Origin of the sequence: Streptomyces sp. NPDC005408 (assembly GCF_040606445.1) — a bacterium.
In the GTDB taxonomy this organism is placed as follows: Bacteria; Actinomycetota; Actinomycetes; order Streptomycetales; family Streptomycetaceae; genus Streptomyces.
Map to the genome: position 1 here is coordinate 56,925 of NZ_JBEXEX010000016.1, position 21,706 is coordinate 78,630.

The 21,706-nt window shown below is 69.7% G+C and carries 22 protein-coding genes and 2 pseudogenes; 22 read left to right on the forward strand and 2 right to left on the reverse strand.

The window, feature by feature from the left end; all coding sequences use genetic code 11:
• Positions 1–60: 60 nt before the first annotated feature.
• Positions 61–1,983 carry an ATP-dependent zinc metalloprotease FtsH gene (gene ftsH, locus ABZS64_RS17475; RefSeq protein WP_355829765.1) on the forward strand — a complete coding sequence of 641 codons (1,923 nt, stop codon included), beginning with the start codon at positions 61–63 and terminating at the stop codon, positions 1,981–1,983.
• A 66-nt stretch (positions 1,984–2,049) separates the two neighbouring features.
• Here ftsH and ABZS64_RS17480 read toward each other — a convergent pair whose 3' ends face one another.
• Positions 2,050–2,889 (reverse strand): SAM-dependent methyltransferase, encoded by an 840-nt coding sequence (locus tag ABZS64_RS17480; RefSeq protein ID WP_355829767.1) that lies wholly within the window; start codon positions 2,887–2,889, stop codon positions 2,050–2,052.
• A 211-nt stretch (positions 2,890–3,100) separates the two neighbouring features.
• Between ABZS64_RS17480 and proS the strand changes: the two genes are divergently transcribed.
• The 18 genes and pseudogenes from proS to ABZS64_RS17570 all read left to right on the forward strand — a co-directional run bounded on the left by proS (position 3,101) and on the right by ABZS64_RS17570 (position 17,776).
• Positions 3,101–4,513: a proline--tRNA ligase gene (gene proS / locus ABZS64_RS17485; protein ID WP_355829770.1), complete on the forward strand. Its 1,413-nt coding sequence runs from the start codon at positions 3,101–3,103 to the stop codon at positions 4,511–4,513.
• A 226-nt stretch (positions 4,514–4,739) separates the two neighbouring features.
• Positions 4,740–5,333: a hypothetical protein gene (locus ABZS64_RS17490; protein ID WP_355829773.1), complete on the forward strand. Its 594-nt coding sequence runs from the start codon at positions 4,740–4,742 to the stop codon at positions 5,331–5,333.
• Between the two features lie 218 nt (positions 5,334–5,551).
• Positions 5,552–5,989, forward strand: coding sequence for a 30S ribosomal protein S16 (gene rpsP / locus ABZS64_RS17495; RefSeq protein ID WP_355829776.1), 438 nt, complete (start codon positions 5,552–5,554; stop codon positions 5,987–5,989).
• A 2-nt stretch (positions 5,990–5,991) separates the two neighbouring features.
• Positions 5,992–6,231 carry an RNA-binding protein gene (locus ABZS64_RS17500; protein WP_018850017.1) on the forward strand — a complete coding sequence of 80 codons (240 nt, stop codon included), beginning with the start codon at positions 5,992–5,994 and terminating at the stop codon, positions 6,229–6,231.
• 81 nt (positions 6,232–6,312) lie between these two features.
• On the forward strand, positions 6,313–6,858 hold the full coding sequence (gene rimM, locus ABZS64_RS17505) for a ribosome maturation factor RimM (RefSeq protein WP_355829779.1): 546 nt from the start codon (positions 6,313–6,315) through the stop codon (positions 6,856–6,858).
• Entirely contained in the window at positions 6,858–7,679 is an 822-nt protein-coding gene (gene trmD, locus ABZS64_RS17510; protein ID WP_355829782.1) for a tRNA (guanosine(37)-N1)-methyltransferase TrmD, read from the forward strand. Before rimM ends, trmD begins: the two co-directional genes overlap by 1 nt.
• A 131-nt stretch (positions 7,680–7,810) precedes the next feature.
• Positions 7,811–8,161: a 50S ribosomal protein L19 gene (gene rplS, locus ABZS64_RS17515; protein ID WP_355829785.1), complete on the forward strand. Its 351-nt coding sequence runs from the start codon at positions 7,811–7,813 to the stop codon at positions 8,159–8,161.
• Between the two features lie 81 nt (positions 8,162–8,242).
• On the forward strand, positions 8,243–9,046 hold the full coding sequence (gene lepB, locus ABZS64_RS17520; protein ID WP_355829788.1) for a signal peptidase I: 804 nt from the start codon (positions 8,243–8,245) through the stop codon (positions 9,044–9,046).
• Positions 9,039–10,113 (forward strand): annotated as a pseudogene (gene lepB, locus ABZS64_RS17525) (signal peptidase I); the annotation flags it as partial. The gene lepB (ABZS64_RS17520) and the pseudogene lepB (ABZS64_RS17525), both read left to right, overlap by 8 nt.
• The gene (lepB, locus tag ABZS64_RS17530) at positions 10,016–10,969 is read left to right on the forward strand and encodes a signal peptidase I (RefSeq protein ID WP_355829996.1); all 954 of its coding nucleotides are present in this window, start codon (positions 10,016–10,018) and stop codon (positions 10,967–10,969) included. The pseudogene lepB (ABZS64_RS17525) and the gene lepB (ABZS64_RS17530), both read left to right, overlap by 98 nt.
• Before the next feature lie 74 nt (positions 10,970–11,043).
• Positions 11,044–11,808 (forward strand): signal peptidase I, encoded by a 765-nt coding sequence (gene lepB / locus ABZS64_RS17535; protein WP_355829791.1) that lies wholly within the window; start codon positions 11,044–11,046, stop codon positions 11,806–11,808.
• A gap of 67 nt (positions 11,809–11,875) precedes the next feature.
• On the forward strand, positions 11,876–12,376 hold the full coding sequence (locus ABZS64_RS17540; RefSeq protein ID WP_355829999.1) for an NUDIX hydrolase: 501 nt from the start codon (positions 11,876–11,878) through the stop codon (positions 12,374–12,376).
• Positions 12,377–12,431: 55 nt separating this feature from the next.
• Positions 12,432–12,740, forward strand: a complete 309-nt coding sequence (locus tag ABZS64_RS17545) for a DUF2469 domain-containing protein (protein ID WP_003993268.1) — start codon at positions 12,432–12,434, stop codon at positions 12,738–12,740.
• 117 nt (positions 12,741–12,857) lie between these two features.
• A complete protein-coding gene (locus ABZS64_RS17550) occupies positions 12,858–13,220 on the forward strand; it encodes a YraN family protein (RefSeq protein WP_355829793.1) in 363 nt (120 codons plus the stop codon).
• On the forward strand, positions 13,220–14,836 hold the full coding sequence (locus ABZS64_RS17555; protein WP_355829796.1) for a YifB family Mg chelatase-like AAA ATPase: 1,617 nt from the start codon (positions 13,220–13,222) through the stop codon (positions 14,834–14,836). Before ABZS64_RS17550 ends, ABZS64_RS17555 begins: the two co-directional genes overlap by 1 nt.
• Positions 14,836–16,068, forward strand: coding sequence for a DNA-processing protein DprA (dprA, locus tag ABZS64_RS17560; protein ID WP_355829799.1), 1,233 nt, complete (start codon positions 14,836–14,838; stop codon positions 16,066–16,068). The genes ABZS64_RS17555 and dprA overlap by 1 nt, the downstream gene beginning before the upstream one ends.
• Positions 16,069–16,311: 243 nt before the next feature.
• Entirely contained in the window at positions 16,312–17,148 is an 837-nt protein-coding gene (gene whiG, locus ABZS64_RS17565) for an RNA polymerase sigma factor WhiG (protein WP_355829802.1), read from the forward strand.
• A gap of 70 nt (positions 17,149–17,218) precedes the next feature.
• Positions 17,219–17,776 (forward strand): TetR/AcrR family transcriptional regulator, encoded by a 558-nt coding sequence (locus ABZS64_RS17570; protein ID WP_355830002.1) that lies wholly within the window; start codon positions 17,219–17,221, stop codon positions 17,774–17,776.
• A 181-nt stretch (positions 17,777–17,957) separates the two neighbouring features.
• Here the strand turns inward: ABZS64_RS17570 and ABZS64_RS17575 are convergent.
• Positions 17,958–18,425: pseudogene (locus tag ABZS64_RS17575) on the reverse strand (M23 family metallopeptidase); the annotation flags it as partial.
• A 338-nt stretch (positions 18,426–18,763) separates the two neighbouring features.
• Here ABZS64_RS17575 and rpsB point away from each other — a divergent pair.
• The 3 genes from rpsB (at position 18,764) to pyrH (ending at position 21,607) form a co-directional block, all read left to right on the forward strand.
• Positions 18,764–19,720: a 30S ribosomal protein S2 gene (rpsB, locus tag ABZS64_RS17580; protein ID WP_355829805.1), complete on the forward strand. Its 957-nt coding sequence runs from the start codon at positions 18,764–18,766 to the stop codon at positions 19,718–19,720.
• A 107-nt stretch (positions 19,721–19,827) separates the two neighbouring features.
• Positions 19,828–20,664, forward strand: coding sequence for a translation elongation factor Ts (gene tsf, locus ABZS64_RS17585; protein WP_355829807.1), 837 nt, complete (start codon positions 19,828–19,830; stop codon positions 20,662–20,664).
• A gap of 160 nt (positions 20,665–20,824) precedes the next feature.
• On the forward strand, positions 20,825–21,607 hold the full coding sequence (pyrH, locus tag ABZS64_RS17590; protein ID WP_355829810.1) for a UMP kinase: 783 nt from the start codon (positions 20,825–20,827) through the stop codon (positions 21,605–21,607).
• Positions 21,608–21,706: the final 99 nt, after the last annotated feature.

Consider the following 21,706-nt stretch of genomic DNA (forward strand, 5'->3'; position numbering starts at 1 on the left):
CGCAAAAGGATCCATGCGGTCATGGGCAGAGGGGCCCAGGCAGGGCGGAGGAGAGCAGGCGTGGCCAACCCCGTACCCCCACGCGACCGGACGGACCAGCCGTGGCGCTCCGAGGGCGCGCCCCCGCCGCCTCCGCCCAGGAGGAAGATGCCCGGCGGCTGGATCGGGCTGGTCCTCACCGCGCTCGTCGTCTATCTGATCGCCAACCTCCTGCTGTCCTTCTTCAACGGCGTCGGCGAGCCCACCATCCCGTACACGGAGTTCAGCAAGCAGGTCACGGCGGGCAACGTCTCGAAGATCTACTCCAAGGGCGACGCGATCCAGGGCCAGCTCAAGAAGAAGGCCCCGGCCCCCGACGGCGAGGGTGACTACACCAAGTTCAAGACCCAGCGTCCCGCCTTCGCCGACGACAAGCTGTGGGACGAGCTGAGTCGGCAGAAGGTCACCGTGACGGCCCAGCCGGTCGTCCAAGAGCGCAGCTTTCTGGCCAATCTGCTGATCTCGCTCGCACCAATGGCGCTGCTCGTACTGCTGTGGGTGTTCATCGCCCGTCGTATGGGCGCCGCGTTGGGCGGCGGCTTGGGCGGCATGCTCCGGCCCAAGCCGCCGCCCAGACCGGTCGAGCTCGAGCCGGGCAAACGCACCACGTTCGAGGACGTCGCCGGGATCGACGAGGTCAAGGGCGAGCTCGATGATGTCGTCGACTTCCTCAAGAACCCGCAGGTGTACCGGCGGATGGGCGCGAGGATGCCGGGCGGGGTACTGCTCGCAGGGCCGCCCGGGACCGGGAAGACGCTGCTCGCGAGGGCGGTCGCGGGCGAGGCAGGGGTGCCGTTCTTCTCGGCGTCGGCGTCGGAGTTCATCGAGATGATCGTCGGCGTCGGCGCGAGCCGCGTCCGCGAACTCTTCGCCGAGGCGCGCAAGGTGGCCCCCGCCATCGTCTTCATCGACGAGATCGACACCATCGGGCGGGCTCGCGGCGGCGGCGCGGGCATGGGCGGGCACGACGAGCGCGAGCAGACGCTCAACCAGATCCTCACCGAGATGGACGGCTTCACCGGCTCGGAGGGCGTGATCGTCCTCGCCGCCACCAACCGCGCGGACGTTCTCGACCCCGCGCTGACCCGGCCCGGCCGCTTCGACCGGGTCGTCCAGGTCTCACCGCCGGACAGGGCAGGCCGGGAGGCGATCCTCAGGATCCACACCCGGGAGATCCCGCTCGCCGATGATGTCGACCTGGGCCGGATCGCAGGCGCGACACCGGGAATGACGGGCGCGGACCTCGCCAATCTAGCCAACGAAGCAGTGCTTCTCGCGGTCAAGCGCAAGCAGCCCGCGGTCACTCAGTCAGCTCTCTTCGACGCCCTGGAGAAGGTCCAGCTCGGCGCGGAGCGCCCGCTGGTGATGCCGGAGGAGGAACGCCGCCGCACCGCTTACCACGAGAGCGGCCACGCCCTGCTCGGCATGCTTAAGCCGGGCGCCGACCCGGTCCGCAAGGTCACCATCGTGCCGCGCGGCCGGGCGCTCGGCGTCACGCTCTCCACCCCGGACGCCGACAAGTACGCGTACACCGAGGAGTATCTGCGCGGCCGCATCGTCGGCGCGCTGGGCGGCATGGCGGCCGAGCATGTCGTCTACGACGTGATCACGACGGGCTCGGAGAGCGACCTCGAACAGGTCACCCAGCTGGCCCGGGGCATGGTCGGCCGCTGGGGCATGAGCCAGCGGGTCGGCAGACTGACCGCGATCCCGGGCGACCCCCAGCAGCCGTACGGCCTTGCGGCGGCCCCCGCGACCCTGGACACCGTGGACCACGAGATGCGCCGCATCGTCGACGAGTGCTACGAGAGCGCCTGCCGCCAACTCCGCGACAACCGCGACCGGTTGGACGCACTGGCCACGGCGCTCCTGGCCCACGAAACGCTGGACGAGGACGCGGCATACCGAGCGGCGGGCATCGCGCGCCTCGACAAGGACGCGTAGGCGCCGCCGGGGGACCGTAAGCTGCGGAGCGTCCCTCACCCCACCGCGGCCGCCGGACCGCCTCCCTCAGCGCGTCCGCGCGATCAAGTACCGGAACACATTCGGCATCCACACGGTCCCGTCCCGCCGTCGATGCGGATGCAGCGCCTCCGTAATCTCCTTCTCCACCTGCGACTGATCCGTCGCCCGCACCGCCGCCCCGTACAGCCCCGTCGACAGCAGTCCGCGCACCGCGCTCTCCATGTCCGCGTAGCCGAAGGGGCAGGCCACACGCCCCGAGCCGTCCGGCTTCAGGCCGGCACGGGAGGCGACGTCCTCCAGGTCGTCCCGCAGGGCCGGGCGCCAGCCGCCCGTGCGCAGAGGGTCGGTCAGCCGGCCCGCCACCCGCAGCACGCCCGAAGTGGCGCACCGCTCCGGTGGGCCCCAGCCGGTCAGGACCACCGCGCTGCCGTGGTCGGCCAGTTCGACGGCCGCCGCGAGCGCCGGCCCCAGGCCCTCCGAGTCACCCGCCGCACACCCGATCGGCTGGAACGCGGTGATCAGGTTGTACGGAGGCCGCGCGGGATCCGCCGCAGGATCGCCTTCCACCAGCTCGACGTCACGGCGCTCACCCGCGTCCGGAGCCATCCGTTCCCGCGCCAGCGCGAGCCGCTCGCGGTGCGTGTCGCAGCCGGTCGCGCTCGCACCGCGCGCGGCCGCGATCAGCAGCGCCAGACCGGACCCGCAGCCGAGGCCGAGCAGTCGCGTCCCCGAACCGACCTCCAGGCGCTCGTACACCGCCTCGTACAGCGGCACCAGCATCCGTTCCTGGATCTCGGCCCAGTCACGGGCCCGCGCACACGCCTCCGCCGGGGACGGAGCCGCGGACGTCGCGTGGGGTCGGTGCTGGACGAGCGTTGGTGTCATCAGAAAGCGCCCCAATCCGCCAAGAGGTCAGCCGAGCCCTGAAGGACAGCCCCCCGTGTGCGTACGCCTGCGCTCCCCCCGTATGCCAGAGAACTCCGCATGCGTCCGCAAGTCCAGGGGTTGAAAGGCAATGCTTGCGTGCCACCGGCGTGCGCCCCCAGGGCGCAGGCCGATTCACGTTCGGTACCGCTGTCGCCGTACGATGCGCGCCATGGCAAAGGCACCCGTTCTCACGCCCCAGGCGGAAGACTTCCCACGCTGGTACCAGGACCTGATCAACAAGGCCGAGCTGGCGGACAACGGCCCGGTGCGCGGCACCATGGTCATCCGACCGTACGGATACGGCCTGTGGGAGCGGATGCAGCAGGAGATGGACGCCCGCATCAAGGACGCGGGTGCCCAGAACGCCTACTTCCCGCTCTTCATCCCCCAGTCTTACCTGACTCGGGAAGCTGAGCACGTCGAGGGCTTTGCGCCCGAGCTCGCGGTCGTCACCCACGGTGGCGGCAAGGAGCTCGACGAGCCCGTCGTCGTACGCCCCACCTCCGAGACGATCATCAACGACTACTTCTCGAAGTGGATCCAGAGCTACCGCGATCTGCCGCTCCTGATCAACCAGTGGGCCAATGTGGTCCGTTGGGAGATGCGCCCGCGGGTCTTCCTCCGTACGACGGAATTCCTCTGGCAGGAGGGCCACACGGCCCACGCCACCTACGAGGACGCCCGGGACTACGCCGCGTACATCCACAGGGATGTCTACGCGGACTTCATGGTCAACGTCCTCGGCATCGACGTGGTGCTCGGCCGCAAGACGCCCAGGGAGCGCTTCGCCGGAGCCATCAATACCCTTACGCTCGAAGGCATGATGGGCGACGGCAAGGCTCTTCAGATGGGTACGAGCCATGAGCTCGGCACCAACTTCTCCAAGGCCTTCAACACCACGTATCTGTCGAAGGACGGCAAGCAGGAGCTGGCCTGGCAGACCTCGTGGGGCAGCTCCACCCGGATGGTCGGCGGCCTGATCATGTCGCACGGTGACGACAACGGACTGCGCGTCCCGCCCCGCCTCGCCGCCGTCCAGGTCGTCGTCATGGCCATCAAGGGCGACGAGGCCGTCGCAAAGGTCCGCGAGATCGGCGACCGGCTCAAGGCCGCGGGCCTGCGGGTGCAGGTCGACGACCGCACCGACACCCCCTTCGGCCGTCGCGCTGTCGACTGGGAGCTCAAGGGCGTTCCGGTACGGATCGAGATCGGCCCGCGCGACCTGGAGGCGGGCACCGCGATGCTCGCCCGCCGTATCCCGGGAGGCAAGGAGCCGGTCCGGCTCGATGTCCTGGCCGAGCTGCTGCCCGCGCTTCTGGAGGAGGACCAGGCGCAGTTGCTGCGGGAGTCGCGGGAGCGCCGTGAGTCCCGTACGACCGAGGTGAGCACGATCGAAGAGGCCGCCGAGGCGGCAGTCGCGGGCGGCTGGGCCCGTATCCCCTGGTCGACGCTGGGGCAGGACGGCGAGGCCAAGCTCGCCGAGCAGGCCGTGTCCGTACGGTGTCTGGTCGCCGAGGACGGGTCGGTGCCCGAGGCCGACGACGCCCCCGGTACTGTCGCGATCGTGGCCCGCGCCTACTGAGGCTTGAGCGACCCGGTACCGGGTAGCAGCCCCGGCGCGCGGACGTTGTCTACGCGCTGGGGCGTACGCGCCGCTACGTACCACCTTGTTGTGAGCTGCGAAGCTTCTCCGCAGATCAGCGCACCCGCCCTCGTCAGGACGCATCAGTGGCAACTGACGGGTACGTGCAAATTATTTGGGATGCCCCGGAATGGAACCCGCGAGCGCCTCGGCTCGTTATCACGACGTGAGCACGACACCACCTGTTCTCGCCGCAGAGCTGGCACAGGCGTGGGCCGATATTCAGCGGCACCACCCCGAGTTGCCGGATCTTGCCGCGCCAGAGTCCCTGATCGGAGAGTCCTCGTCCGCCTGTGGCGCCGAGCTCTCCTTCGAGCGACTGCTCCATGAGGCAGTCCACGGCATCGCCGCCGCCCGAGGTGTCCGCGACACCTCACGCGCCGGCCGCTATCACAACCGCCGATTCCTGGCGATCGCCGAGGAGATGGGCCTGGACCATGTCGACGAGCCGCATCCCAGCAGCGGCTTCTCGCTGGTCGCGCTCAATCCCGAGGCAAAGAGGCGGTACCGACCCACGATCGAGAGACTTCAGCGCGCCCTCAAGGCGCACACGGTGGCCACGGCCTCCGACACCAAGCGCACCTTCCGCGGGCCTGCCGCCCGGCACGGCTCGTCCGGCGGCGGTGTGCGCGTGAAGGCGGTCTGCGACTGCGGGCGCAATGTCCGGGTCGTTCCGTCCGTTCTCGCCCAGGCACCCATCGTCTGCGGCGGCTGCGGCAAACCCTTCCGGATCCCGGAAGTGGTCGCCGCGGCGAGCTGATCGCCGACGCCCGCCGGGTCGGGCCGCCGACGGGGGCGGTGCGAGCCGGCCGGGTGCAAGCCCGCCGCAGGTGTGTGGCACAATGGCTAGCTGTACTCGACAGCCGCACAGGAACCCTCTCGCCTCCGGCTGACGCGTCCATCGGGCACCCGAGTACCGCAACCCCACGTGGCATCTCGTTGTGCCCAACCACGTCAAGACCAGGAGACACCACTCCCGTGGCAGTCAAGATCAAGCTGAAGCGTCTGGGCAAGATCCGTTCGCCTCACTACCGCATCGTCGTCGCCGACTCCCGTACCCGCCGTGACGGCCGGGCCATCGAGGAGATCGGTCTGTACCACCCGGTTCAGAACCCCTCGCGCATCGAGGTCGACTCTGAGCGCGCGCAGTACTGGCTTTCCGTCGGCGCCCAGCCGACCGAGCCCGTCCTCGCCATCCTGAAGCTCACCGGCGACTGGCAGAAGCACAAGGGCCTGCCGGCCCCGGCGCCGCTGCTCGTGGCCGAGCCGAAGGACAAGCGCGCCGCGTTCGAGGCCTTCACCAAGGCCATCGAGGGCGACGAGCCGAAGGGTGAGGCGATCACCCCGAAGGCGAAGAAGGCCGACAAGAAGGCGGACGAGGCCGAGGCCGCGTCCACCGAGTCGACCGAGGCCTGAGCATGCTCGAGGAGGCTCTCGAGCACCTCGTGAAGGGCATCGTCGACAACCCGGACGATGTGCAGGTCGCCTCGCGCAACCTGCGCCGCGGGCGTGTGCTCGAGGTCCGGGTCCACCCCGACGACCTCGGTAAGGTGATCGGCCGCAATGGCCGCACCGCACGCGCCCTGCGTACCGTCGTGGGCGCCATCGGTGGCCGTGGCATTCGCGTCGACCTCGTCGACGTGGATCAGGTTCACTGACACGTTGTTGAACACCGGCTCGGGCCGGGGAGGGCTTACGAGCCCGCCCCGGCCCGTAGTCGTATCGGAGGAGAGAGAAGAGTGCAGCTGGTAGTCGGGCGGATCGGCCGCGCCCACGGCATCAAGGGCGAGGTCACCGTCGAGGTGCGCACGGACGAGCCGGAACTGCGGCTCGCCCCCGGCGCCGTACTGGCCACCGACCCGGCCGGCACGGGGCCGCTGACGATCGAGACCGGCCGGGTGCACAGCGGCCGTCTGCTGCTGCGTTTCGAGGGCGTACGGGACCGCAACGCCGCCGAAGCCCTGCGCAACACTCTGCTGATCGCCGACGTGGACCCCGAGGAGCTCCCCGAGGGACCCGAGGAGTACTACGACCACCAGCTGATGGACCTCGATGTCGTCCTCTCCGACGGCACCGCGATCGGCCGGATCACTGAGATCAGCCACCTTCCCTCGCAGGACCTCTTCATCGTCGAGCGGCCCGACGGCAGCGAGGTGATGATCCCCTTCGTCGAGGAGATCGTGAGCGAGATCGACCTGGAGAAGCAGCGGGCCGTCATCACACCGCCGCCCGGGCTCATCGACGACAGCGAGGCGGAGATCGCATCGTCGAGGGACGAGAACTGATGCGGCTCGACGTCGTCACGATCTTCCCCGAGTACCTCGAACCGCTGAATGTCTCGCTCGTCGGCAAGGCACGCGCGCGTGGACAGCTCGATGTCCATGTGCACGACCTGCGCGCGTGGACGTACGACCGGCACAACACCGTCGACGACACCCCCTACGGCGGCGGTCCCGGCATGGTCATGAAGACCGATCCCTGGGGCGACGCTCTCGACGACGCGCTGGCGAGCGGCTACGAGGCGGGCGCGCACGGACCGGTCATGGTCGTGCCCACCCCCAGCGGCCGGCCCTTCACCCAGGAACTCGCCGTCGAGCTCTCCGAGCGGCCGTGGCTGATCTTCACGCCTGCCCGCTACGAGGGCATCGACCGCCGGGTCGTCGACGAGTACGCGACCCGGATTCCGGTCTACGAGGTGTCCATCGGCGACTACGTCCTGGCCGGCGGTGAGGCTGCCGTACTGGTGATCACCGAGGCCGTGGCCCGGCTGCTGCCGGGCGTCCTGGGCAACGCCGAATCGCACCGGGACGACTCCTTCGCCCCCGGCGCGATGGCCAATCTGCTCGAAGGTCCCGTGTACACGAAGCCGCCCGAGTGGCGTGGTCGCGCCATTCCGGAGGTGCTGGTCAGCGGGCACCACGGGAAGATCGCGCGCTGGCGGCGGGACGAGGCGCTGCGGCGTACGGCCGCCAACAGGCCCGATCTGATTGAGCGTTGCGATCCGTCCGCCTTCGACAAGAAGGACCGGGAGATCCTGTCCATCCTGGGCTGGGCACCGGAGCCCGGCGGCCGATTTTGGCGCAGGCCCGAGGCCGTGGAAGAATAGGCCGCTGCTGTACGTCCAGTGGGCGCCCCTGCCACAGGGGGAACGACGCCCGCTCGATGTGGACAGCACCCTGATTCTCATCTCGATCATTCCGCTGATGACCTGTGGCATCGGCGAGGAAGCAGACCTTCATGGCCAGCCTGCTCGACTCCGTCAACTCCACGTCGCTGCGCAGCGACGTCCCCGCCTTCCGTCCGGGCGACACCGTGAACGTCCACGTTCGCGTCATCGAGGGCAACCGCTCCCGTATCCAGCAGTTCAAGGGCGTTGTCATCCGCCGCCAGGGCTCGGGCATCAGCGAGACCTTCACGGTCCGCAAGGTCTCCTTCTCCGTCGGCGTCGAGCGCACCTTCCCGGTGCACAGCCCGATCTTCGAGAAGATCGAGCTCGTCACCCGCGGTGACGTCCGTCGCGCGAAGCTGTACTACCTCCGCGAGCTGCGCGGCAAGGCCGCCAAGATCAAGGAGAAGCGCGACAACTGAGCCTCGGCTCGCCTCTCGCGCCTGAGCTTCGGCTCACACTCACGCCGGGTTCACATGGTCGCCGGATAGGCTCTGGCCCCGATGGACACCGAAGCGAAGCACACGGAGCGCGACCGCTCTCCCGCCCCCGAAGCCGGGGAAGAGGGAGAGGGGTCGCGCTCTGTGCGTTCATCGCGCCCCTCCGGACAGCGGGGTAAACGTCTCTCCGGGATGTCCTGGAACAGGGCCGGGCTGCTCGGTCTCGGATGCACCGTCGTCGTGCTGCTGTTCAGCCATTTCGTGGTGCAGCCCTTCCAGATCCCCAGCAGCTCGATGGAGCCCACCCTTCAGGTCGGGGACCGGGTGCTGGTGAACAAGCTGGCGTACCGTTTCGGTTCGGGGCCTGAGCGGGGGGATGTCGTCGTCTTCGACGGCACGGGATCCTTCGTACGGGAGGGCCTGGAGGAGAACCCGGTCAGTGCGGCGACGCGCGGTGTGTTCGCGGCGCTGGGGCTGGCCGAGCCCGCCGAGACCGACTTCGTCAAGCGCGTGGTCGGCGTCGGCGGTGACCGCGTGGTCTGCTGCGACAAGGGGGGAAGGGTCGAGGTGAACGGCGTACCCGTCGACGAGAGATATCTGCATCCCGGCGACGTCCCTTCAGAGGTCCCCTTCGACATCGTCGTCCCAGAGGGCACTTTGTGGGTCATGGGGGACCACCGGAGCAAGTCGCGCGACTCCCGCGACCATCTCGGGGAGCCCGGCGGTGGCATGGTGCCCGTCGACAAGGTGATCGGGCGCGCGGACTGGATCGGCTGGCCGGTCGGCCGCTGGACTTCGCTGGAGCCGTCCGGCGCCTTTGCGCGCGTTCCGGAGGCGGAACGAATGCCGGGCGGCGCCCATGGGTAACCGCGGGCGTCGAGCGAGCCACCGGTCCGACACTCGGCTGCCCACCGGGACCCGGCCGACGAACGGCAGCCGGACACTGCCGGGCCGTGCCGAACGGCGCAGGCTCGCCCAGAAGGTGAAGCGCAAGCGCCGCCGTTCGGCCGTGAAGGAGATACCCCTCCTGATCACCGTGGCGCTGATGATCGCTCTCGTTCTGAAGACGTTCCTGGTGCAGGCCTTTGTGATCCCGTCGGGCTCGATGGAGCAGACGATACGGATCCAGGACCGCGTGCTGGTGGACAAGCTCACCCCCTGGTTCGGTTCGAAGCCGCAGCGGGGGGACGTCGTCGTGTTCAAGGACCCGGGCGGCTGGCTCCGGCAGGAGCAGAAGCCGAAGAAGGACGACCCGGTCGTCGTCAAGCAGGTCAAACAGGGCCTGACCTTCATCGGACTGCTGCCCTCCGACGACGAGCAGGATCTGATCAAGCGGGTCGTCGCCGTCGGCGGGGACACCGTCAAGTGCTGCGACAAGGACGGCAGGGTAACCGTCAACGGCGTACCGCTCATCGAGCCGTATCTGAACCCCGGAAACGTTCCCTCGACGCTGAAGTTCGAGGTCAAGGTGCCGGCCGGGCGGATCTTCGTCATGGGCGACCACCGGGCCAACTCGGCTGACTCGCGCTTCCATCTCGACGAGAAGGACCGCGGCACGGTCTCGGAGGGCGAGGTCGTCGGACGCGCGGTCGTCATCGCCTGGCCGCTCGGCCACTGGCGGAAGCTGGAGGAGCCCGAGACGTACGCCTCCGTACCGAATGCGCGTGCCGGGTCGACATCAGCACTCCAACCGTCGAATAGGGTGTCACCTCAGGATCTGAACGGAATGATCCCGCTCCCGAGCCCTGCGGAACTCCCGCTCGTTATGGGAGTAGTGGGCCTGCTCCGCCTTCGGGGCAGGCGGTTCGCACGGAGTGAGGAGTGGATGTGGGGGATGTGGCGGTCGGCGCACGATCCGGACACGACGGGCCGGAGGAGAGGCCGGGGGAACCCGCCGAGTCGCCCGCAGCCGTGACGGACGAATCGGCGGCGGGTACGCCGGGGACGGCGGGCACCGTGGACGACGACAGCGTCGAGGGCGCTGAGGGCGGATCGTCCGAGGGCAGTGGTACGGGACAGAAGAAGCAGCGATCCTTCTGGAAGGAACTGCCGCTCCTGATCGGTATCGCGCTGCTTCTCGCGCTGCTCATCAAGACGTTCCTGGTGCAGGCGTTCTCGATCCCCTCGGACTCGATGCAGAACACCCTGCAGCGGGGCGACCGGGTGCTGGTCGACAAGCTCACCCCGTGGTTCGGCTCGGAGCCCGACCGGGGCGAGGTCGTCGTCTTCCACGACCCGGGCGGCTGGCTGGAGGGTGAGCCCACCCCGACCCCGAACGCCGTGCAGAACTTCCTCAGCTTCATCGGCCTGATGCCGTCGGCCGAGGAGAAGGACCTGATCAAGCGGACGATCGCGGTCGCAGGCGACACCGTGGAGTGCAAGAAGGGCGGCCCGGTCAAGGTCAACGGGAAGGCGCTCGACGAGCCGTACATCTTCCCCGGCGACACCCCCTGCGACGACCAGCCCTTCGGCCCCTTCAAGGTGCCCAAGGACCGGATCTGGGTGATGGGCGACCACCGGCAGAACTCCCGGGACTCCCGCTACCACATGGAAGACAAGAACGGCGGCTTCGTACCGGTCGACAAGGTCGTCGGACGCGCCGTGGTGGTGGCCTGGCCGCTGAACCGCTGGGCGACGCTGCCGGTCCCCGACACCTTCGACCAGCCGGGGATCAATTCCGCTGCCGCCGCTGCCACCACGGCCGCGCCCCTGGCCATGGGCGCGATCGGTGCACTGCCGATCGTGCTCTGGCGCAGGAGGAGGCTGACCTCCGGGCGTACCGCCGGGTAGGGTGCCGTCCCAGATCGCCGATCCCCGGGGCCCGGATGCCCGGGGACTGAATCTCCGAGGTGGGGAGCGCTGGGATGAGCGGAACAGTACGTACGGACGACGGCCGCGGCCGGCTCGGCAATGCACTGTCGGGCCTGGCCGTGGCCGTCGGCTGTGTGCTCTTCCTCGGAGGGTTCATCTGGGGGGCCGTGGTCTACCAGCCGTACACCGTGCCGACCGACTCGATGACCCCGACCGTGCAGGCGGGGGACCGGGTGCTGGCCGAGCGGATAGACGGCGACCAGGTGCGGCGCGGGGACATCGTGGTCTTCCGCGACAAGCAGTGGGGCGATATGCCGATGGTGAAGCGCGTGGTCGGCGTGGGCGGCGACACGATCGCCTGCTGCGGCGACGGCGGCAAGCTGACCGTCAACGGCAAGGCCATTGATGAACCGTATCTGCGCACCAAGGGACCCGCGTCGAACAAGTTCACGGCGACCGTGCCCGATGGCCAGCTGTTCATGCTGGGCGACGAGCGCATGGGCTCGCTGGACTCCCGCGTACACCTTCAGGACCCCGGGCAGGGGTCGGTGCCGCGCTCGGCCGTGAAGGCGCGTCTGGACGCCGTGGCGTGGCCTCTGAACGGCGGTCTGCTGGAGCGGCCCAAGGGCTTCGCCGCGCTGCCGGGAGGCGTGTCCCAGCCGGGGCCGGTGAAGCTGGTGGTCGGGTCGGTGGTGGTCGGGGCCGCGCTGATCGTGGGCGGGGCGCTGTACGGTCCCATCTCGACGCGGCTCTTCAGGAAGCGGCGCGGGGCGCCGGGCGGCGGCGGACGCAGGAAGGCGACCGCCGGTGTCGGATGAGGTACCGGGGCCTGGCGAGCTGCGGGAGCGGAAGGCGGGCGAACCGGGGCAGCCGGAGACGGGCGAGCTGCGGGAGTCGGAGACGGGCGAGCTGCGGAGGGTGGCCCGGGTCGTACTGCTCGATCCCCAGGACCGCATTCTGCTGATGCACGGGTACGAGCCGGAGGATCCGGCCGACCGCTGGTGGTTCACGCCGGGCGGCGGTCTGGAGGGCGACGAGACCCGGGAGGAGGCCGCGCTGCGCGAGCTGGCCGAGGAGACCGGGATCACAGAGGTCGAGCTGGGACCGGTGCTGTGGCGGCGGACCTGCTCGTTTCCGTTCGACGGATGCCGCTGGGACCAGGACGAGTGGTACTTCCTGGCGCGTACGGCACAGACGACCACGGCCCCGGGCGGGCTGACGGAGCTTGAGCAGCGCAGTGTCGCTGGTCTGAGGTGGTGGACCTCCGCCGAACTGTCGGCGGCCCGTGAGACGGTGTATCCGACCAGGCTCGCCGAGCTGCTGCGCACGCTGCTCGACGAGGGTCCTCCGAGTACGCCGGTCGTCCTGGCCCCCGAAATCGTCTAGGGGTGCATGGGGCTGGCGCACAATGGGGGGACGCACGGCTGAAGGGGAACATGCCATGAGCGCCGAGGACCTCGAGAAGTACGAGACCGAGATGGAGCTGAAGCTCTACCGGGAGTACCGAGATGTCGTCGGGCTGTTCAAATATGTGATCGAGACCGAGCGCCGCTTCTACCTCACCAATGACTACGAGATGCAGGTGCATTCGGTGCAGGGCGAGGTCTTCTTTGAAGTCTCGATGGCGGACGCCTGGGTCTGGGACATGTACCGACCGGCCAGGTTCGTCAAGCAGGTGCGGGTGCTCACGTTCAAGGACGTGAATATCGAGGAGCTCAACAAGAGCGATCTCGAACTGCCGAGTGGCTGATCTCGCGGGTGGCTGATCTCCAAGGGTGAGCGGGTTATCCACAATGAACAGGCTGTCCACCAAGATCCACTAAGGATGGTCTGACGCGTCACAGTCGGTGCCGGAGGTGGTGCCGATATGAACGCGACGGGGGCACTGGGGCGGTACGGCGAGGATCTGGCGGCGCGGCTGCTGGCCGAGGCCGGAATGACGGTGCTGGCCAGGAACTGGCGCTGCGGGCGGGCCGGTGAGATCGACATCGTGGCCCGTGACGGCGGCACGGTGGTCGTCTGCGAGGTCAAGACCCGCAGGGCGGGCCCGTTCGAGCATCCGATGGCCGCAGTCACGCCGGCGAAGGCGGAGCGGCTGAGACGGCTCGCCGAATGCTGGCTTGACCGCCACGGCGGGCCGCCGCCCGGGGGCGTGCGCATCGACCTGGTGGGAGTGGTGCTGCCCAGGCGTGGCGCACCCCTGGTCGAGCATGTGCAGGGGGTGGCCTGATGGGGTTCGCGCGAGCGTGTTCCGTGGCGCTGGTCGGCGTCGAGGGTGTGGTGGTCGAGGTCCAGGCGGACCTGGAGCCGGGCCTGGCCGCCTTCACGCTGGTGGGGCTGCCGGACAAGAGCCTTTCGGAGAGCCGGGACCGGGTCAGGGCGGCAGTGGTGAACTCCGGCGCCGAGTGGCCGCAGAAGAAGCTGACCGTGGGGCTCAGCCCGGCTTCCGTGCCGAAAGGGGGAAGCGGTTTCGATCTCGCGGTGGCCTGTGCGGTGCTCGGTGCGGCGGAGCGCATCGACGCCAAGGACATCGCCGATCTGGTGCTGATCGGCGAGCTGGGCCTGGACGGCAGGGTGAGGCCGGTACGTGGCGTGCTTCCGGCCGTCCTCGCGGCCGCCGAGGCGGGCTACCGGCAGGTGGTGGTCCCGGAGCAGACGGCGGGGGAGGCCTCGCTGGTGCCGGGAGTCTCCGTGCTCGGCGTCCGCAGTCTGCGCCAGCTCATCGCCGTACTGACCAATGAACCGGTGCCGCAGGAGGAGCCGGTCCCGGAGGGCAGTCCGGACCCCATGCTGGCGGGGCTGATGGTGCCTGGCGCGGGCGTGGGCGCGGGGCTGGCGAGGGAGCCCGCCGAGGGGCCTGACCTGGCCGATGTCGCAGGGCAGCGCGCGGCGCGGACGGCGCTGGAGGTCGCGGCGGCGGGCGGCCACCATCTGCTGCTGCACGGGCCGCCCGGCGCCGGCAAGACGATGCTGGCGGAACGGCTGCCCGGGGTGCTGCCTCCGCTGACCAGGCGGGAGTCCCTGGAGGTCACAGCCGTTCACTCGGTGGCGGGCATTCTGCCGCCGGGCCAGCCTCTGGTGCGGACGGCTCCGTACTGCGCGCCGCACCACTCGGCGACGATGCAGTCGCTCGTCGGCGGGGGGAACGGTCTGCCGAGACCGGGAGCAGTATCGCTCGCCCATCGGGGCGTGCTGTTCCTCGATGAGACTCCCGAATTTTCGGGCAAGGCGCTGGACGCTCTGAGGCAACCGCTGGAATCGGGGCATGTGGTGGTGGCGCGGAGTGCGGGAGTGGTGCGGCTGCCCGCCCGCTTCCTGATGGTCCTGGCGGCGAATCCCTGCCCCTGTGGGCGGCACACCCTGCACGGCGCGGGGTGCGAGTGCCCGCCGTCGGTGATCCGGCGCTATCAGGCGCGGCTGTCCGGGCCGTTGCTCGACCGGGTCGATCTGCGGGTCGGGGTCGAGCCCGTCACCCGCGGCGACTTGATGTGCCAGGGCGGCCGGGGCGAGCCGACGGCGACCGTCGCGGCCCGGGTGCGGGAGGCCAGAGAGCGTGCCGCGGCCCGGCTGCAGGGCACACCGTGGACCGTCAACAGCGAGGTGCCGGGCCATGAACTGCGTACGCGCTGGCAGGTCGCGCCCGGGGCGCTGGCCGCGGCGGAGCGGGACATGGAACGGGGACTGCTGACGGCTCGGGGCCTCGACCGGGTGCTGAGGGTGGCGTGGACGATCGCGGACCTCGGGGGAAGAGACCGGCCGCAGGCGTACGACGTCGATCTGGCCCTGGGGCTGCGTACGGGCATCTCGCGTGGTGCATCGATGCCGGTCGGCGCGGGAGGACCGTGATGCCCGAAGCAGGGACAGCAGGGGGAGCGGCAGAGGCGGGGGCAGGCTCAGGGACAGGGAGAGATGCGCGGGCGGGCGCAGGGGAGCAGGAGCGGTTTGCGCGGGCTGCGCTGACGCGGGTGATCGAGCCGGGCGACGAGCACGGCGGGCGATGGCTGCGCGAGTTAGGCGCCCGGGAGCTCATGGCGCGGCTCACCGCACCGGAGCATGAGGAGGACGCGCTGACGGGACCCAAGGCGAGACGGCTCGCGGGCTACCGGATACGGGCGGCGGCGGCCGACCCCGACCGCGATCTGGCGGCGGTCGCAGCGGTCGGAGGCCGCTTCGTCTGCCCCGGTGACCAGGAATGGCCGACCCAGCTGGACGATCTCGGTGATGCCAGACCGATCGGACTCTGGGTGCGAGGACGGGCCGACCTGCGGAAATGGGCGCTGCGCTCGGTCGCCGTCGTCGGGGCGCGGGCCTGCACTCCGTACGGGGCGCACATGGCGGCCACTCTCGGTTCGGGGCTCGCGGAGCGCGGCTGGGTCGTGGTGTCGGGGGCGGCCTTCGGGGTCGACGGCTCGGCGCACCGGGGCGCATTGGCCGCGGGTGGCGCCACCGTCGCCGTACTCGCCTGCGGGGTCGATGTCGTGTATCCGCGCGGCCATGCCGAGTTGATCGGACGCATCGCCGAACAGGGGCTGGTCGTTGGGGAGTTACCACCGGGGGACCATCCCACGCCCAGCCGATTCGTCCTGCGGAACCGGGTGATCGCAGCCCTCACCAGGGGCACCGTCGTCGTGGAGGCCGAATACCGCAGCGGTTCGCTCGTCACGGCACGCAGCGCACTGACCCTCGGCCGCTACACGATAGGAGTCCCGGGACCGGCCACCAGCGGGCTCTCGGCGGGCGTTCACGAACTCCTGCGCGGGGAGGGTGTGCTGGTCACGGACGCCGCCGAAGTGGCCGAGCTGGTCGGGGACATCGGCGATCTCGCCCCGGAGCGCCGGGGTCCCGTGCTCCCGAGGGATCTGCTGGATCCCGTCAGCGCCCGGGTCCTTGAGGCCCTGCCCGCCCGTGGCACGGTCGACGGGGAGCGCCTCGCCCGGGCCGCCGGGACGACGACCGACGAGACGCTCGGCAGGCTGTACGAACTGCACAGCCTGGGGTTCGTCGAACGGCACGGGGACGGATGGCAGTTGACCCACAGCGCCATCCGCGGTTCGAACGCGCGGCGAGGCGGTCCTTGACCTGGAGCATTCGGGTGAAAAGGTGATGCCGATGACCTTTGCAAGCCTCTCTGCGACGCCTCGGGGGCCGGCGCGCGCGGCGTCGGCCCCGGTTCGAAGGTGTGGGCGAGGGCGGATACCCGCAGAGGTGCGTTCCCCCGTCCTTCGCCCACCGCGACACCACAGTCACGCTACGCTCACCTGGTTCCCGGCCCAGACGCTCGTCCCCCTCCCCCCTCACAGCAGAACGGCTCAAGGCAACGCATGCCCCAGCACACCTCCGGGTCTGATCGCGCGGCAGTGCCACCCGCTGCCCGTGGCACCGTGCGGCCCCCCGCTCCCTCGTCGCTCGACGAGTTGTGGCGGTCGTACAAGGGCACGGGTGACGAGCGGCTGCGCGAGCAGTTGATCCTGCACTACTCACCTCTGGTGAAGTACGTCGCGGGACGGGTGAGCGTGGGGCTTCCGTCCAATGTTGAACAGGCGGACTTCGTCTCCTCGGGAGTCTTCGGACTCATCGACGCCATCGAGAAGTTCGACATCGAGCGGTCCATCAAGTTCGAGACGTACGCGATCACCCGGATCCGTGGCGCGATGATCGACGAACTGCGTGCCCTGGACTGGATCCCGCGGTCCGTGCGGCAGAAGGCGCGGGCCGTGGAGCGCGCCTACGGCACTCTGGAGGCGCAGCTGCGGCGTACGCCGACGGAGTGCGAGGTCGCCGCCGAGATGGGGATCCCGGTGGACGAACTGCATGCGGTTTTCAGCCAGTTGTCACTGGCGAACGTCGTCGCGCTGGAGGAGCTGCTGCATGTCGGCGGCGAGAGCGGTGACCGGCTCAGCCTGATGGACACCTTGGAGGACACGGCCGCCGACAACCCGGTCGAGGTGGCCGAGGACCGGGAGTTGCGCCGACTGCTCGCTCGCGCCATCAACACCCTGCCTGAGCGGGAGAAGACCGTCGTCACCCTCTACTACTACGAGGGCCTCACCCTCGCCGAGATCGGCAATGTCCTCGGGGTCACCGAGAGCCGGGTCAGCCAGATCCACACGAAGTCGGTGCTGCAACTGCGCGCCAAGCTGGCCGACGTCGGGCGCTGACGCGGAATCGTCCCTGCCTCATTCGCCACATCCGTACAGTGGAGGCGTGCCCAGGATTCGAGCGGCCTCCGTGGCCGAGCACCGGACCATGCAGCGAGGCGCCCTGCTGGACGCCGCGCGCTCCCTGCTGTCCGAGGGCGGTACGGAGGCGCTGACCTTCCCCGCCCTCGCCGAGCGCACGGGCCTGGCCAGGTCTTCTGTCTATGAGTACTTCCGCTCGCGAGCCGCGGTCGTCGAAGACCTGTGCGCGGTCGACTTCCCCGTCTGGGCTGCCGAGGTCGAGTCCGCGATGCAGCAGGCGGACACGGCCGAGGGCAAGGTCGAGGCGTACGTACGCAAGCAGCTGGAGCTCGTGGGCGACCGGCGGCACCGGGCCGTTGTCGCGATCTCCGCGAGCGAGCTGGACGCAGGTGCGCGGGAGAAGATCCGCGCCGCGCACGGCGGGCTGATCGCGATGATCGTGGAGGCGCTGGGCGAGCTGGGCCAGGAGCAGCCCCGGCTGGCGGCGATGCTGCTGCAGGGTGTGGTGGACGCGGCGGTGCGCCGCATCGAGATCGGCGCGGCGGAGGACCCGGAGGCGATCGCCGAAGCGGCCGTGTCGATGGCACTGCGAGGCGTACAGGGCTGACCCCGCGAAGGCGCGGACCCGTCCCGCGCGGAAATGTCGCCCGGCCCTGCCGCAGTACCCACTGGGACACCGCGGCCGCCGCCACCAGTAGCGCCGTGTGCAGCGCCCCGCCCGCCCCCGCCAGAACCGGTGCGCGTACCGGTGTGCCAAGCGGCTCGCCGACCTGATCGACAGGCGCTGCAGCGGCCGGATCGACAGGCGGGACGCCGAACACCGGCAGCAGCCGGGACGGCGCGCGACGCAGCAGCGAGGGCGGCAGCAGTGACAGCGGATTGAGATACTCGCCCCCGCGCAGCAGTCCCCAGTGCAGGCACCCCGACGCACAGTGCGAAGGCCCCGGCTCGACGGCCGCCACCACCTGGCCTGCGCTGACCTGTGCGCCTTCGGGCAGCAGCGGGCGCACCGGTTCATAGGTCGTGCGCAGCGGCGGGTCCCCCGTACCGGTGAGGGTCAGGGTGAGCACGCCCCGGCCCGCGACCCGGCCGGCGAACGAGACCCGGCCGGGCGCGGCCGCCCGTACCTCTGTGCCCGGCCGCGCGGCAAGATCCACCCCGCGGTGCCCCGCCCCGTATGCCGAGGCCGGCGGCTCCCACCCCCACACGACCACGGGACGCGGCGGCCCCAGCGGCCAGCTCCGGCCGCCGGAATCGTCGGCCCGGGCCGGGCCTGTGCCAGCCCAGAGCAGGGTCAGCAGCAGGACGAGAAGTCTCAGACACATGGCGCGGTACATGGCACAGACCGTCCCGCGAAATCCGCAACAGAGTGGATCATGGTCCAGATCTGTGGAGTACCGGCCGGTTGTGGACAGCGCCGTCACCCGGCACTGCGCGGGTCCCGTACACTTCTTCTGGCGATCCGGGTCACCGGGTCGACTTCGCACGCCCCGCCACCACACCCTCTTCAGGTCGGTGGCCGCGCTCCTCGGTCCCTTGTGGCACGGCGCGTCGGGGCGTCAGGACATAACCGAGAATCCAAGGAGATACGGCCATGGCCGTCGTCACGATGCGGGAGCTGCTGGAAAGCGGCGTCCACTTCGGTCACCAGACCCGTCGTTGGAACCCGAAGATGAAGCGATTCATCTTCACGGAGCGCAACGGCATCTACATCATCGACCTGCTCCAGTCGCTGTCGTACATCGACCGCGCCTACGAGTTCGTCAAGGAGACCGTCGCCCACGGCGGCTCCATCATGTTCGTCGGCACCAAGAAGCAGGCCCAGGAGGCCATCGCCGAGCAGGCGACGCGCGTTGGTATGCCGTACGTCAACCAGCGTTGGCTGGGCGGCATGCTCACCAACTTCTCCACCGTCTACAAGCGCCTTCAGCGTCTGAAGGAGCTTGAGCAGATCGACTTCGAGGATGTGGCCGCGTCCGGCCTCACCAAGAAGGAGCTCCTGGTCCTCTCCCGCGAGAAGGCCAAGCTGGAGAAGACCCTCGGTGGTATCCGCGAGATGCAGAAGGTGCCCAGCGCCGTCTGGATCGTCGACACCAAGAAGGAGCACATCGCCGTCGGTGAGGCGCGCAAGCTCCACATCCCGGTCGTCGCGATCCTGGACACCAACTGCGACCCCGACGAGGTCGACTACAAGATCCCGGGCAACGACGACGCGATCCGCTCCGTCACCCTGCTCACCCGCGTGATCGCCGACGCCGTCGCCGAGGGCCTCATCGCCCGTTCCGGCGTCGCCACCGGTGACTCCAAGCCGGGCGAGAAGGCCGCCGGCGAGCCGCTCGCCGAGTGGGAGCGCGACCTCCTCGAGGGCGAGAAGAAGGCCGACGACGCCGAGGCTCCGGCCGCCGCCGAGGCCGAGAAGCCGGCCGAGGCCGCTGCTGAGGCTCCGGCTGCTGAGGCCCCGGCCGCCGCCGAGGCTCCGGCTGCTGAGGCTCCGGCCGCCGCCGAGGCCCCGGCTGACGAGGCGCCGGCCGCGGACGCCGAGCAGGCCTGACCTCAGAGGTTCGGTAGTTGACGGCGGGGGACGGTGCCACAAGCACCGGCCCCCGCCGCTCACCCGTAGATCTTCGACTTTCGACTTTCGAGAGAGATTCAAAGGACATGGCGAACTACACCGCCGCTGACGTCAAGAAGCTCCGCGAGCTCACCGGCGCCGGCATGATGGACTGCAAGAAGGCGCTGGACGAGGCCGAGGGCAACGTCGACAAGGCCGTCGAGGCTCTGCGCATCAGAGGCCAGAAGGGCGTCGCCAAGCGCGAGGGCCGCTCCGCCGAGAACGGCGCCGTCGTCTCCCTGATCGCCGACGACAACACCTCCGGTGTCATCCTCGAGCTGAAGTGCGAGACGGACTTCGTCGCCAAGGGCGACAAGTTCCAGGCCGTCGCGGGCGCGCTCGCCGCGCACGCCGCCGCCACTTCTCCGGCGGACATCGAGGCGCTGCTCGCCTCCGAGATCGAGCCCGGCAAGACCGTCCAGGCGTACGTCGACGAGGCCAACGCCAACCTCGGCGAGAAGATCGTCCTGGACCGCTTCGCGCAGTTCTCCGGTGCCTATGTCACGGCGTACATGCACCGCACCATGCCCGACCTCCCGCCGCAGATCGGTGTCCTTGTCGAGCTCGACAAGGAGAACGCCGAGATCGCCAAGGGCGTCGCTCAACACATCGCCGCCTTCGCGCCGAAGTACCTCTCCCGTGAGGACGTCCCGGCCGAGGTCGTCGAGACCGAGCGCCGCGTCGCCGAGGAGACCACGCGCGCCGAGGGCAAGCCCGAGGCCGCCCTCCCGAAGATCGTCGAGGGTCGCGTGAACGGCTTCTTCAAGGAGGCCACCCTCCTGGGCCAGCCGTACGCGCTCGACAACAAGAAGTCCGTCCAGAAGGTCCTGGACGAGGCCGGTGTCACGCTGAAGCGCTTCGCGCGCATCAAGGTCGGCATCTGACCCGTTAAGCGATCGACACGGGAGCCCGCTAGGGTTCCTTACGCAGTCGCCGGTCGCGCTCGCGCCGGACGACCGCAGATCTGACGAGGAGGCCATTGCCGACAGGGACACCAGCACCCCAAGGCAATGGCCTTCTTTGTATGTGCACGAGGAGATCTCCATGAACAAGGGCGCGGACGCCAACCAGGCTGCCGACGACAAGAGCGACCACGACGTCAAGAACGCCGGGCGCTTCATGCTGAAGCTGTCCGGTGAGGCCTTCGCCGGTGGCGGCGCACTCGGTGTCGACCCCGACGTCGTACACGCCATCGCGCGCGAGATCGCCGCGGTCGTCCGCGACGGTGCGCAGATCGCGGTCGTCATCGGTGGCGGCAACTTCTTCCGCGGGGCCGAGCTGCAGCAGCGCGGCATGGACCGGGCCCGCTCCGACTACATGGGCATGCTCGGCACGGTGATGAACTGCCTCGCCCTCCAGGACTTCCTGGAGAAGGAGGGCATCGACTCCCGCGTCCAGACCGCCATCACCATGGGGCAGGTCGCGGAGCCGTACATCCCGCTGCGCGCCGTGCGCCACCTGGAGAAGGGCCGCGTCGTCATCTTCGGCGCCGGTATGGGCATGCCGTACTTCTCCACCGACACCACCGCGGCGCAGCGCGCCCTGGAGATCGACGCCGAGGCCCTGCTGATGGGCAAGAACGGTGTCGACGGGGTCTATGACTCCGATCCCAAGACCAACCCCGACGCGGTGAAGTTCGACGCGCTGGAGTACGGCGAGGTGCTCTCCCGCAACCTCAAGGTCGCCGACGCCACGGCCATCACGCTCTGCCGCGACAACGCCCTTCCGATCCTCGTCTTCGAACTGCTCGCCGAAGGCAATATCGCGCGGGCCGTCAAGGGTGAGAAGATCGGCACGCTCGTGAGCGACCAGGGCACCAGGGCCTGACCCGGGGGACGTCCCGAGGGATGGACAAAGTCCTGCCGGTCGGACACCGTGCAGGAAAGACGCGACACAGGTTCCGCCGGCCCAGTCGAACGCCGGGCC